The organism is Flavobacterium sp. CFBP9031 (assembly GCF_034044945.1).
Lineage (GTDB): Bacteria > Bacteroidota > Bacteroidia > Flavobacteriales > Flavobacteriaceae > Flavobacterium.
This window is the reverse complement of the sequence record NZ_JAXCWF010000001.1, coordinates 373,157-386,525: the sequence shown is the minus strand read 5'-3', so window position 1 is coordinate 386,525 and position 13,369 is coordinate 373,157. Positions and strand designations below refer to the sequence as shown.

Here is a 13,369-nt window from a genome sequence, read left to right as displayed (position 1 = left end):
TAGACTTTTACTTTAGTCCGTTTTGAAAACCCATTGTCATCCTTTGGAATTCTTCTATTTTAATTTCTAATTGGTTAAATTGTATCTCGTTTATATATTTTCTATGTTTAGCAATCAATAATTGTGTAACTAGTTCAAATGAAGAACCAAGAGAAATGTCTAAAAAGTGACTAAAAGACTTATCAGTTCTGGAAGATCCTTCAGCAATATTACTAGGCATCGAAACCGAACATCTGCTTATTTGAGAACTCAAATCGTATCGTTCGTGTTTTGGAAATTCTATTAATACATCTGAAATTTCATTAGCAATTGAAATTCCAATCTTCCAAATCTTTAAGTTCTTATAATTGTGTCTCATGTTTTTTTGAGTCAATTTAAGAAATTAAAATAAAAAAGTAAGATTAGTACTATGTTTATTTTGTTTTTTGAAACATTTTATAACTCCAAAAAAGTCACTCTCTATATTCTCAAAGAAAAACATCTATTCTCTTTATTCTATATTCTATTCTCTTTTTTAAAGAACTTCGTAAACCCCCGCAGAACCTTGTCCAGTTCCCACACACATAGAAACGATTCCGTATTTATTACCTCTGCGTTTCATCTCATCAAATAACTGAACAGAAAGTTTAGCTCCCGTACATCCCAGAGGGTGACCTAAAGCGATTGCTCCACCGTTTACGTTTACGATATCTGGGTTTATATTTAATTCTCTAGTAACTGCTAAAGCTTGTGAAGCAAAAGCCTCGTTTAATTCAATTAACTCAATATCGTTTAATGTTAGACCAGCTTGTTTCAAAGCTTTCGGAATTGCTTTTACAGGACCGATACCCATAATTCTTGGTTCAACACCAGAAGAAGCAAAGTTTACCAAACGCGCTATTGGCTCAAGATTTAATTCTTTTACCATTTCTTCGCTCATGATTAAAACGAAAGCAGCACCGTCGCTCATTTGAGAAGAGTTACCAGCAGTTACACTTCCGTCAGCAGCAAAAACTGGTTTTAAACCTGCCAAAGCTTCTTTAGAAGTTCCAGCTCTTGGTCCTTCGTCTTTGTTTACAACGTATGATTTTGTTTCTTTTTTACCGTTTTCATTAATGAAAGTCTGCTCAACAGTAATAGGAACGATTTGTTTGTCAAATTTTCCTTCTGCCTGTGCTTTCAAGGCTTTCATGTGAGAGTTGTAAGCAAACTCATCCTGATCTTCTCTTGAGATTTTGTATTGATTAGCAACCGCTTCAGCAGTTAAACCCATTCCCCAGTAGTAATCTTCGTGACCTGCAGCAGCAACTTTATAATCCGGAGTTGGTTTGTAACCTCCCATCGGAATATAACTCATACTTTCTGCACCACCAGCAATGATACAATCTGCCATTCCTGATTGGATTTTTGCAGTTGCCATTCCGATAGTTTCTAATCCAGATGCGCAGTAACGATTTACTGTAACTCCAGGAACATCTTCAACTTTTAATCCCATTAAAGAGATCAAACGTCCAACGTTAAGTCCTTGTTCTGCTTCTGGCATGGCATTTCCTACCATAACGTCATCGATACGTTTTTTATCGAAATTAGGCAGTTCATCCATCATAAACTGGATCGTTTCTGCAGCTAATTCGTCAGGTCTTTTAAATCTAAAAACACCTTTTGGAGCTTTTCCAACTGCTGTTCTATATGCTTTTACTATATATGCTGTTTTCATAAATGATTGTATTAAGATTGGAGAATTAAGTATTAAGATTTTCCAATTGTTTTGTTGATTTTATCCTTTAGTGATCTTTGAAATGAAAAATTCATATTCGAAACTTCTACTAATTGATTAATAGTTGGTTGAATTAAATCTTCATTAACAAGCTTAAGTCTTTTTGCAAGTATTAATTGGGTTATTAATTCAAAAGTTGAACCATTTGCAATTCCTAAAAAATGCATAAATTCTTTATCTGAATTTCTACCTGAACCTTCAGCAATATTTGAAGGAATAGAAACAGCACATTTTTTTATTTGATGAATTAAATTGAATTTTTCATCATTTGGCAGCAATGCTGAGATTTCATAAACATAAACCGCTATATCCATTGCTTTTTGCCAAATCTTTAATTTTTCAAACTGGTGCATTTCTTAATACTTAATTCTTATTACTTGATACTAGTTTCTCAAAGGTTTTCCTTTAGTTAACATATATTGAATTCTCTCTAAAGTCTTACGTTCAGTACAAAGAGATAAGAAAGCTTCACGTTCGATATCTAATAAATATTGTTCAGATACTAAAGTTGCTTCAGATAAATCACCACCCGCCATTACATAAGCCAGTTTGTTAGCGATTTTCTTGTCGTGTTCAGAAATGTATTTTCCAGCTTGCATTTGATCTGTTCCTACTAAGAACATACCCAAAGCTTGTTTTCCTAAAACTTTAATATCGTTTCTTCTGATTGGCTGTGTATAACCTGCTTCAGCTAATAACAAAGCATGTTTTTTAGCTTCAGCAATCTGACGATCTTTGTTTACTACGATAACATCTTTTCCATGTTGAAGAAGTCCGGTATCAAAAGCTTCATAACCAGAAGTCGAAACTTTAGCCATAGCGATTGTTAAGAAATACTCTTGAAGAACGTTCAATTCCACATCATTTTTGCGGAATAAATCAGATGCTCTTAAAGTCATTTCTTTAGAACCACCACCGCCAGGGATAACTCCAACACCAAATTCAACTAATCCCATATACGTTTCTGCAGCAGCTACCACTTTATCAGCATGTAAGCTCATTTCGCATCCACCACCAAAAGTCATTCCGTGAGGCGCTACTACAACTGGAATAGAAGAGTAACGAACACGCATCATGGTATCTTGGAACAATTTAATTGCCATGTTCAATTCATCATATTCCTGCTCAACTGCCATCATGAAAATCATTCCGATATTAGCCCCAACAGAGAAATTCGCTGCTTGGTTTCCAATAACTAAACCTTGACATTCTTTTTCAGATAAGTCGATTGCTTTATTGATAGCTTGTAGAACGTCACCACCAATTGTATTCATTTTAGATTGGAATTCTAAGTTTAAGATTCCGTCTCCTAAATCCTGAATGATTGCACCGCTATTGCTCCAAACTTTTTTGCTTTCGCGAATGTTGTTTAGGATAATGAATGAATCTTGTCCAGGAACTTTTAATTGTGATTTTGTTGGAATGTTATAGAAATAAGTTGCTCCTTCTTTTACAGAGTAGAAACTTTCGCTTCCAGAAGCCAACATTTCAGTAACCCATGCAGCAGGCTCTAAACCTTCCGCTTTCATGATTTCAATTCCTTTCGCAACACCAATAGCATCCCAGATTTCGAATGGACCATTTTCCCATCCAAAACCAGCTTTCATGGCATCGTCAATTTTGTATAATTCGTCTGAGATTTCAGGAACTCTGTTTGATACATACGCAAACATTCCAGCGAAACTCTTACGGTAGAATTCTCCCGCTTTGTCTGTTCCTTTAACTAAAACTTTAAAACGATTGATTGGTTTATCAATAGTTTTAGTTAATTCAAGAGTAGCAAAATTTGCTTTTTTCGCAGCGCGGTATTCTAATGTATCTAAGTCTAAAGAAAGAATATCTTTACCTACTTTTTTATAAAAACCTTGTCCAGTTTTGCTTCCTAACCAATTATTTTCCATCATTTTGTTGATGAAATCAGGAAGTTTGAACAATTCGTGTTGCTCGTCGTTAGGGCAGTTTTCGTAAATACCGTTGGCAACGTGTACCAAAGTATCCAAACCAACAACGTCAACAGTACGGAAAGTAGCTGATTTTGGACGACCGATAACTGGACCAGTCAATTTATCAACTTCTTCAATTGTTAATCCCATTTCTTTTACTAAGTGGAATAAACTTTGGATTCCGTAAATACCAATTCTATTTCCAATAAACGCCGGAGTATCTTTAGCAACAACAGAAGTTTTTCCTAAGAATTTAGATCCGTATTCGTTTAAGAAATCCAATACTTCAGTAGAAGTTTTTGGACCAGGAATAATTTCAAATAATTTTAAGTAACGCGCAGGGTTAAAAAAGTGAGTTCCGCAAAAGTGCTGTTGGAAATCTTCGCTTCTTCCTTCACTCATAAAATGAATTGGAATACCAGAAGTGTTAGAAGTAACTAAAGTTCCCGGTTTACGGAATTTCTCGATTTGTTCAAAAACTAATTTCTTAATGTCTAAACGCTCCACAACAACCTCGATAATCCAGTCAACATTGGCAATTTTTGCCATATCATCTGTCGTATTTCCAGTTGTGATTCGGTTTGCGAATTTCTGACTGTAAATAGGAGATGGTTTTGATTTTAATGAATTCGCCAAATGTTCGTTTACCACACGGTTGCGAACGGCTTTACTTTCAAGTGTTAATCCTTTTTTAGCTTCAGCTTCGGTCAGTTCACGCGGTACAATGTCCAGAAGTAAAACTTCGACACCAATGTTAGCAAAATGACAAGCTATACCTGAACCCATAATTCCGGATCCAATTACAGCAACTTTTTTAATTGTGCGTTTCATATTTGTTAATTTTGTTTTCTATTTGTCAAATATGTTATCGCCTTTTTATTAATTGGAAAAAACTTTATTGTGGGCGATTTCATAATTTGTTACTATTTGTTTGTAGGAGGAAAAGAATATTATTCTTTTTCTGTGTTTTCTGTTTGATTAAATATGTTTTTATCGTGAATCAGTTCGTTGATAATTTCAGAAACTTCGATAAAATGATTCAGCTTTTCTTCCGAAACATGTTTTCTTACCATTTCATTAAACTTCAGAACCGTATTTTTAGATAAATCTCTTTTTTCTTTCCCAAAATCGGTCAGATAGATTAAAACACCTCTACCGTCGCTTGGGTTCTTTTTGCGAACAATCAAACCTTTTTCTTCCATAGATTTTAAAGTTCTTGTCAAGCTGGTGGCTTCCATACCCATTCTAGGGCCCAGAGCCGTTGACGGAGTTCCTTCTTCCTTGTCCATACTTAAAAGAGCAAACCCTGTCGCCATTGTTGCGTCGTATTTAGCTGCTTCTTCATTATACATTCTTGAAACAGCTTGCCATGTCGCTCTCAAAATATAATCTATCGTTTTATCTTTCATAGGTAACTATATCGATTTCAAATATAATTAAAAAATACTATGCATGCATATAATTTTTTAATAATTTTTTGGTTGGTTATAAAATATCCCTGATTTAGAGGGTTTTGGTTGTTTATTTTAAGTGTAATATACTATTCTTTTTTTAGATTTTAACATTTTTAATGCGGTAAAAATCCTTTTTTAATTTTTAAAAAGCATTTATTTCTGTATTCTGCAAAAAATTATGCATTTATTTCAGTTGGTTTTTCAGAATCGTAACGGGAAATGGCATCTAGAAGTATCTTTTTCATACGATTTCTCAGACTTTCGGGCCTTAAAATCTCCAAACAGCTTCCAAAACCTAGAAGAAGCCGTTCCATTTCATAATTGATTATTACATATATATGTATAATAACACTGCCGTCTTCATTTTCTTTAATTAATCGCTGCGAAGTGTGTAAAGGTTTTGTAAGTACGTAGGGCGCATTCGAAGCATCGACCCACAATTCGATTCTTCTAGCTTTTAATCCTGAATTAACCGTTACGCCAATTACATCTTTATAATAAATGTCAGCGTCAAAATCTTCTTCTAAATAAGGAAGATTAAAATCGTAATCAATAGAAATAATTCTATCCAAAGCCAAATTGGTAATCGGCTGTGAGGCTTTTTTCTTTCCGACTAAAAACCAGCGATTATTAAACTCTTTTAGTATAAAAGGATAAAAATGAAATTTCGTTTCTTCTCTGGATTTAAAAGATTTATAAGTAATAATGAGAACCATTTTCTTGATAATCGCCTGATATATTTCGTCCAGATAATGAAGCCCTTTTAGTTTCTCATTTTTATCCAGATAAATAACAGGTTTGGTATGCGATTTCTCGGCGTAGATTTTATCCTCTAACCGCTGTAGAATATCCGATACATCATTAAATAAAGAGAAATCTTTAAACTGTTTTAGCATAGAAACCGTTTCGGTCAAAACATTCATGTCGGTTTCCGTTAGCGGAATATCGGTTATCGAAAAATCTTCATCTTCATATTTATAATACTTTTTATCGTAAACCACGATCGGAGCATTATAACCCAATTTCTCACTTCGCATCAGCTGAATATCCATTTGAATGGTTCGCTTACTGATTGGATTTTGGCGTCCTTCATATTCAAATAATGCTTCAGAACAGCATTCGATTAAATCTTCGAGTGTCCATTGCCTGTATTTGTTCTGCAGACATTTATCGATCGTTTTGTATCTAATTAGGGCATTTTTGTTTTGTGACATTGCTGTGTGTGTTTTGCTCGCAATCCCGATAACTATCGGGAGCGAAGGCGCAAAGTTTTTATTTTTTTAAGCCACAGATTATGAGGATTAAAATGATTTTCCCCATTTTATGTCATCCTGAGGAACGAAGGATCACACAAGAAACTCTACAAAGATTGGCGATTCTCTTTGAGGAATATTGGATGTGATCCTTCGTTCCTCAGGATGACAAACTGTGCGTTTAATTAATACTTTAAATAAAAACTTTGCGACTCTGCGTCTTTGCGAGATTCAATTTTTAGTTTAATAACTCTATTTCTCTTTCAATATTAATTCTCGCTTTTCCCTCATACAAATTCCTAAACTCATCAGTCTGAAAAATAAATTCATTCTCCAGAAAATGCTTCAACGCTTTTGCGCGTCCGGGTTTGTATAGAAAATCAGGATAAATGCGATATTCTTTTCTAATTTGTTCAAAGTAGATTTTATAATCATCCCAATCTTTAGCGAGGATTTTCAAATCAAAATCGATTAACCAATTAATGTCTTCAATAGAATTATACTGATGTTGTTGCGTCGCACAAATCGCATCAAAAACCAATTGTTTATTTAAATTGATATTTTCAGGCAAAATTGCCAAAGCAAACTCAGCACTTTTAAGTTCGTTATCTTTTTTGGAAGCCGAATACACAAAATCATGATAAAAAATAGAAAATAATATTTCGTTTGGATTTTGAAGTTTATCGCGATACGTTTCAAAACCCTTTATCATTTCTTTTAAATGCGTAAGATTATGATAATGCCTTGATTTTTTGGAATATGCCTTTTCTAAATCCGTCCAGTTTTGCTGAATTTCATTTGCTGAAAAGCCGATATTCAAAAGTAAATCAGAATAAATTTCCTTTAAATTCATGTTGTTTTTTACTCAAATTTAAAATTCTTTTTTTACTGCGCAAAATAATTGCGTAGTAGTTTTGAAATCTTTGCTCAAGAAATAAAACAAATAGTATTTCTAATAAATGAAACAAAATTTTTACTACGCAAAATGACTGCGCACTAATTTTAAAATCTTTGTTCAAGAAATAAAAAACAAACGTTCATAGAAATAAAAAAAAAGAATAAAACAGGTCAAGTTTGAGTTACTTCGAAAACACTTTCCAATGTACACACTTACACCATTACCTTTTTATTTAATTATTATGAAGCAGTAGCTCAGCGGTAGAGCAGGTAGTTTTGAAATTATCCTGAAAAGGTCAATCAAAACTTACTTCGTACACTTCTAATGTCCGTGTCGTGGGTTCGAATCCCATCTGCTTCACAATTAATGGTCAATTAAAACTTACTTCAGACAATGGCTAATTTCGGTTCGAATCCGAACAAAGTTTTAAAATTATCATTAATAAAAAACGAGGGTCAAGATTAACTTACTTCTTCGCGGTAGCCCGCTCCATTTTAGCTTAGTTAATCAATTATCGTCAAATTTCAGGTCAAGTGTTTCTTACTTCAAAACTCTTTTAGGTAGAAATCAGAAACGCAATTATCTAAATTTTTAAAAATTAAAAAAAATGAAAACAAGAGAATTATTAAAAATCAGTTTACGTCAAAATGCTATTTTCATTCCATCAGAAATGATTACGAATGAAGTTAAAAATTTATCAGGAACAACATCCGTTTTGTTAGCCAATGTTTCAAAACTTGGATTTACATTTTCTGAATCTTTGCTTCACGCTTTAAACAACGTGAGCCCAACTTATAAAATCGAGGTTTTAGAAGTTCTAAGAGAAGTTTTAGGAACAGATAAAAACTGGACGCCATTGGTAAAAGAATGGAATGTTCCAACAGGCGAATCTGTTGTAGATCATATCATCACGTTTTTCGGAAATGTTTTTAAAACTAAAAACGGAACAGCTTTACAATGCGGACATATTATTCCGGATAATACTTTTCCATTAGAGAGATACAATGGTTGCCCGTTCTGTGGAACTCCGTTTGAATTTGGAAAACTGGAAAATATCGGACAAGGAAGCAAATTAAAAATGCTGGAATTGTGGACAGAAAAAGATTTAAATGATTTCTATATATCGTTATTGCAATCTAAAACCGCTTTAGACGCTACGCAAGTAGATAGTTTAAAAATGGCGATGCAATATTTGCCTTTACCAAAAACAGAAGTAGCAATAAAGGAAACTTTAATGCTCGTAATTGATCTTTTGATCGAAAACGGTAAAGAAGAAGAGGCTTCTGAGTTTTTAAAAACACCAACAGATATCTTACGATACTTATGGTATAAAAACACAGGAATGCTTCAGATTATTGAGCCAAAAACGATTATCAAAAGAACATCCAAAAATGCACAACATTTCCATAATGTTTTAGATACAAGTGTTCAGGCAAGAATTGCTTCTCAAAAAGATTTGAAACTAAAATATTCCCGAAAAGAATGTTTAATGGTAGCAAATTGGTTGAATAATATGAATATGGAAGTGGAGGCTATGTGCGAAACCATGCATCCAAAAAGAGGAATGTGGGTTCGTTTTATCCGAGCGTTGCGTTTGGCAGAATACAGCAAAAGAAAAGGGTTTGAGAAATTGAACTTTTTAATGGATGTGTTCTACAACCAAGTGTACGATGTTTGGCAAAGCAAAGTAGATTCGTCAAGATTGAAATTTGATGCCGATAAAACATTTGCATTATTGAAACAACGCCCGGGTTTATTTGCACGTTCGTTATTCTCAAACATGCTATGGTTTGGAGCAGACGAAACTATTGCTCATTTTGAAGAAATCATCGATAAAGTTCCGGCTCGATTGGTGTTTACTTTGAACATGTATGCTCAGAATTATTTTGATAAAAACATGCAGAGAAGTGTGAAACCTTTGGGCGGAACAAACAAACGAATTGAAGCAAACGCTTTATTGAAGTTGTACGAAGATTTTCAGTTGGAAGCGATGAAAAATCAAATCGAAGAATTGTGTCTTTTGGCCATGAAAAAACGATTTGCGAAAATTGTTAACACCAACAAAACAATCTATATCGATCCGCAATTGTTTAATATTCCGGTTTCTATAGGAGATCGAAGCGAAACCGTTCAGGATTTGCCAGTTGCTTTAATGGGAACACGTTTCCCAATTGAAGGAAACGAATTACGATTGTTTATGCAATGGGGTAAAGATTTGCCAGCGCAGCATTTAGATATGGATTTGAGCTGTCATATCGCTTACGAAAACAGTTCAGATATTTGTTCTTTCAGCCGATTGACGACTACAGGTTGTCAGCATAGTGGAGATATCCGAAGCATTCCGAATAAAATTGGAACTGCCGAATATATCAACATTAACATCGACGAATTGGCGAAAGCCAAAGCTAAATTTGTAACTTTTACTTGTAATGCGTACAGCAACGGAAGTATTACGCCAAATTTGGTCGTAGGTTGGATGAACAGCAAATACCCGATGAAAATTTCGGAGAAAACTGGTGTAGCATACGATCCGTCGTGTGTAGATCATCAGGTTCGTGTGACGCAAAATGTTGCCAAAGGTTTGGTTTTTGGAGTGTTGGATGTAGCCAAAAGAGAAATCGTTTGGTTAGAGATGACTTTCGGAGGTCAGGTTGTAGGTGGATTGGATTTCAAAGGCGTTCAGGCGTTGTTGGCAAAACTAAACAGCAAATTGAATATTGGTAGTTTGTTACAGCTTAAAGCGGAAGCTCAAGGTTTAACAATCACCGAAAATGAAATTGCCGATGAGGTTTATACAGCGCAATGGGCGATGAATCCAGCGGTTGTGACGCAATTGTTGGTGGATTAGTTGCAAAGTTGCAAAGTGACAAAGTGACAAAGGTTTGTAGAGGCGCACTGCTGTGCGTCTCCGCAAAGATTGGTAAATTTAATCTCGCAAAGGCGCGAAGACGCAGAGTTTTTTAAGTTTTTTATTAAACGTACTGTTTGTCATCCTGAGGAACGAAGGATCACACAAGAAACTCGACAAAGATTGGCGATTCTTTTTGAGGAATATTGGATGTGATCCTTCGTTCCTCAGGGTGACAAAAAAAGAGAAAAAAATCTGTTTAATCTGCAAAATCTGCGAGAGCCATCTCTTTCATAAGCAAAAAAACTTAGAAATAAAAAACTACGCAAAATGACTGCGCAGTAGAAATTAACCTTTGTACTATCAAAATAGAAAGAAAAATGAAAACACAAATAAACGGTACAGATATATTAGAATTAGGATTCCCAGAAGGAAAAATAATCGGAATCGCATTAAAAATAAACAGCAAAAGAAACGGATTCACAAGAGACGAAATGATTACCAATTTCAAAAACGTCTTAGAAACTCCGGAGAATTATATCGACGATAAAATCTTCAGCAAACTGGCTGTTGCTTTAATCGAAAAATCGAATGAAAAACCAGAAGATTTCATCGCTTTAAATCAGAATCCAAATGCATATTCAGCTTACGGATTGGATCATATCGAAGACGGAGCCAGAAAACAAATGGAAGTTGCCATGAAACTGCCTGTTACAGTTGCCGGAGCTTTAATGCCAGACGCGCACCAAGGTTACGGGTTACCTATTGGCGGAGTTCTAGCCACAAAAAATGCTATTATTCCGTATGGTGTTGGGGTTGATATTGGGTGTAGAATGGCGTTGTCAGTTTATGATATTGCGGAGGATTTTTACTTTGAAAACGAAGCCAAATTCAAAAAAGAATTAATTGCAAATTCTATTTTTGGAGCAGGTCACGGATTTCACGGTCAGTACAAATCAGATCATGCGGTTTTGGAAAACGATGCTTTTAATATGAATCCGTTTGTGAAGAACCTGAAGGATAAAGCATGGTCGCAATTAGGATCTTCGGGTGGTGGAAATCACTTTGTGGAATTCGGAATCATGGAATTTGCGCAAGACGATGCGGTTTTGAATATTCCAAAAGGAAAATACGTCGCTTTGTTGACGCATTCTGGTTCACGCGGAATGGGAGCCACAATTGCAGGACATTATACAAAAATTGCGAAAGACGAATGCAGACTTCCAGAAGTGGCCAAAAACTTAGCATATTTAGATATGAACTCGCAATTAGGACAGGAATATTGGCTGGCGATGAATTTGGCAGGAGATTACGCTTCGGCTTGTCACGAGATTATCCATAACAAAATGGAACGCGCTTTGGGTGCGACGATTTTAGCCAAAGTCGAAAACCACCATAATTTTGCCTGGAAAGAAATCTGGAACGGCGAAGAAGTGATCGTACATAGAAAAGGAGCAACTCCAGCCGGAAAAGGCGTTATGGGAATCATTCCGGGAAGTATGACCGCACCGGGATTTTTGGTGAGAGGAAAAGGCGAGGAGAACGCCATCAATTCGGCTTCGCATGGAGCAGGAAGACAAATGAGCAGAACTCAAGCTATAAAAAACATTACACAAACTGAAATGAAATCGATCCTGAGAGATCATGGTGTTACGCTTATCGGTGCAGGTCTAGACGAAGCCCCAATGGCGTATAAAGATATCAATCAGGTGATGGAAGCGCAACAGGATTTAGTTGATGTGGTTGCCAAATTTACGCCGAAATTGGTTCGAATGGCAGATGATGGGAGCAAAGAGGATTAGTTTCTTTTAAGATACTGAGGTTCTAAGATACTAAGGTTCTAAGGTTTCTCATTACAGCGATTAACCTCATTTTATGTCATTTCGACGGAGGAGAAATCTCCACAAGTAGCTCCACAACGTGAGTCCAATCTTTGTAGAGTTTCTCGCGAAGATTTGCTTCGCCTGTTCGCTATCGCTCGGGTCTCCTCCGTCGAAATGACAAACTTTGTGGTTAAAGATTTTTTCACGCAGATTTAAAAAGATTTAAGCAGATGCTCGCAGATTATTTATAAAAATCATTTTAAATCAGCTAGAATCTGCAATCCCGATAGCTATCGGGAGCGTGAAACAAAAAACTTTTCGACTCTGCGACTTTGCGAGATTAAAAAGAAAAACTTAGCATCTTAGTATCTCAGAACCTTAGCAACTTAAAACAATAATAACCAACACAAAGAATAAAAAAAACTTTGTGCCTTAGTGCCTTCGTGGCAAAAAACAAAAAAAAATGAAAACATATATAGATATCGGAATTAATTTGACCAACAAACAATTCCAAAACGACATAGACGATGTCGTACAAGACGCGCTCGACGCCGATGTATCGCAAATGATACTCACGGGTACCAGCGTACGAAATAGCGAAGAATCTGCTAAGATTGCGAGGCAGTATCCGGGCGTGCTGTACGCTACGGCGGGAATACATCCGCATGATGCGAAGAGTTTTGATGCGCAGAGTATTTCGAAACTCAGGAAATTATTAGAACTGAAACACGTAGTTTCGGTTGGCGAATGCGGACTCGATTTTGATCGTGACTTTTCGCCCCGAAACAAACAGGAAGAATGTTATAAAGCCCAATTAGAATTGGCGATTGAAGTACAGAAACCTTTGTTTTTGCACGAAAGAAGCGCTTTTAATTCTTTTATGAATATCACAAAAGACTATTTGCCGCAATTGCCAAAAGCTGTTGTGCATTGTTTTACGGGAACGTTGCAAGAAGCCAAAACCTATCTCGATAACGGATTTTATCTCGGTTTTACGGGAGCGATTTCTGATGCCAAGCGTTTCAGCCATTTAAAAGAAGTCATTCAGTACGTACCGCTCGACCGAATGATGATTGAAACCGATGCGCCGTTTATGCTTCCTAAAAATGTCCCGAACAGCCTTTTAAAGAAATACCACGAACGCCGTTGCGAACCTGCTTTTCTGCCGTATGTTGCCGGAACAATTGCACAGTTTAAAGGAATTACTTTGGATAAGGTTGCGGAGGAAACGACGAGGAATGCTAAAAGCTTTTTTGGGATTTAAAATATTAATTAGAAGATTATTTGTTGGCTTTTAAATTAGGTGTTTGTACTTGGTTTGAAGGCTTTTTGTTTGTATATATTTGAACATAAGGGTGTATTAAAGATTTTATATTGATTTATGGAAATCCGTA

Annotated in this window: 10 protein-coding genes and 1 tRNA gene; 4 read left to right on the top strand and 7 right to left on the bottom strand. The window is 35.6% G+C overall.

The genetic code is table 11. The features are described from left to right. Positions 1-7 precede the first annotated feature (7 nt). The 7 genes from SOM12_RS01680 to SOM12_RS01650 form a co-directional block, all read right to left on the bottom strand. The gene (locus SOM12_RS01680; protein WP_095928913.1) at positions 8-358 is read right to left on the bottom strand and encodes a four helix bundle protein; all 351 of its coding nucleotides are present in this window, start codon (positions 356-358) and stop codon (positions 8-10) included. Between the two features lie 156 nt (positions 359-514). Next, positions 515-1,696, bottom strand: a complete 1,182-nt coding sequence (locus SOM12_RS01675; protein ID WP_320492168.1) for an acetyl-CoA C-acyltransferase — start codon at positions 1,694-1,696, stop codon at positions 515-517. A 32-nt stretch (positions 1,697-1,728) separates the two neighbouring features. Continuing rightward, positions 1,729-2,109 (bottom strand): four helix bundle protein, encoded by a 381-nt coding sequence (locus tag SOM12_RS01670; protein ID WP_180858257.1) that lies wholly within the window; start codon positions 2,107-2,109, stop codon positions 1,729-1,731. 30 nt (positions 2,110-2,139) lie between these two features. Beyond that, on the bottom strand, positions 2,140-4,530 hold the full coding sequence (locus SOM12_RS01665) for a 3-hydroxyacyl-CoA dehydrogenase/enoyl-CoA hydratase family protein (protein WP_320492167.1): 2,391 nt from the start codon (positions 4,528-4,530) through the stop codon (positions 2,140-2,142). Between the two features lie 119 nt (positions 4,531-4,649). Further along, the gene (locus SOM12_RS01660; RefSeq protein WP_095928910.1) at positions 4,650-5,108 is read right to left on the bottom strand and encodes a MarR family winged helix-turn-helix transcriptional regulator; all 459 of its coding nucleotides are present in this window, start codon (positions 5,106-5,108) and stop codon (positions 4,650-4,652) included. A gap of 221 nt (positions 5,109-5,329) precedes the next feature. After that, positions 5,330-6,367, bottom strand: a complete 1,038-nt coding sequence (locus SOM12_RS01655) for a WYL domain-containing protein (RefSeq protein ID WP_320492166.1) — start codon at positions 6,365-6,367, stop codon at positions 5,330-5,332. 277 nt (positions 6,368-6,644) lie between these two features. Beyond that, entirely contained in the window at positions 6,645-7,259 is a 615-nt protein-coding gene (locus SOM12_RS01650; RefSeq protein WP_320492165.1) for a hypothetical protein, read from the bottom strand. A 288-nt stretch (positions 7,260-7,547) separates the two neighbouring features. Here SOM12_RS01650 and SOM12_RS01645 point away from each other — a divergent pair. From SOM12_RS01645 to SOM12_RS01630, 4 genes are all read left to right on the top strand, one after another. Further along, a tRNA-OTHER gene (locus SOM12_RS01645) sits at positions 7,548-7,664 on the top strand. A gap of 247 nt (positions 7,665-7,911) precedes the next feature. After that, complete coding sequence (locus SOM12_RS01640) at positions 7,912-10,152, top strand: hypothetical protein (protein WP_320492164.1); 2,241 nt, start codon at positions 7,912-7,914, stop codon at positions 10,150-10,152. Positions 10,153-10,532: 380 nt separating this feature from the next. Beyond that, positions 10,533-11,954, top strand: a complete 1,422-nt coding sequence (locus SOM12_RS01635) for an RtcB family protein (protein WP_320492163.1) — start codon at positions 10,533-10,535, stop codon at positions 11,952-11,954. A 484-nt stretch (positions 11,955-12,438) separates the two neighbouring features. Next, entirely contained in the window at positions 12,439-13,239 is an 801-nt protein-coding gene (locus SOM12_RS01630; RefSeq protein ID WP_320492162.1) for a TatD family hydrolase, read from the top strand. The last annotated feature ends 130 nt before the right edge of the window (positions 13,240-13,369 follow it).

Excerpts from the sequence above, each read along its gene's own strand:
- SOM12_RS01680 (WP_095928913.1), bottom strand. The coding sequence starts at position 358 with ATGAGACACAATTATAAGAACTTAAAGATTTGGAAGATTGGAATTTCA.
- SOM12_RS01675 (WP_320492168.1), bottom strand. The coding sequence starts at position 1,696 with ATGAAAACAGCATATATAGTAAAAGCATATAGAACAGCAGTTGGAAAA.
- SOM12_RS01670 (WP_180858257.1), bottom strand. The coding sequence starts at position 2,109 with ATGCACCAGTTTGAAAAATTAAAGATTTGGCAAAAAGCAATGGATATA.
- SOM12_RS01665 (WP_320492167.1), bottom strand. The coding sequence starts at position 4,530 with ATGAAACGCACAATTAAAAAAGTTGCTGTAATTGGATCCGGAATTATG.
- SOM12_RS01660 (WP_095928910.1), bottom strand. The coding sequence starts at position 5,108 with ATGAAAGATAAAACGATAGATTATATTTTGAGAGCGACATGGCAAGCT.
- SOM12_RS01655 (WP_320492166.1), bottom strand. The coding sequence starts at position 6,367 with ATGTCACAAAACAAAAATGCCCTAATTAGATACAAAACGATCGATAAA.
- SOM12_RS01650 (WP_320492165.1), bottom strand. The coding sequence starts at position 7,259 with ATGAATTTAAAGGAAATTTATTCTGATTTACTTTTGAATATCGGCTTT.
- SOM12_RS01640 (WP_320492164.1), top strand. The coding sequence starts at position 7,912 with ATGAAAACAAGAGAATTATTAAAAATCAGTTTACGTCAAAATGCTATT.
- SOM12_RS01635 (WP_320492163.1), top strand. The coding sequence starts at position 10,533 with ATGAAAACACAAATAAACGGTACAGATATATTAGAATTAGGATTCCCA.
- SOM12_RS01630 (WP_320492162.1), top strand. The coding sequence starts at position 12,439 with ATGAAAACATATATAGATATCGGAATTAATTTGACCAACAAACAATTC.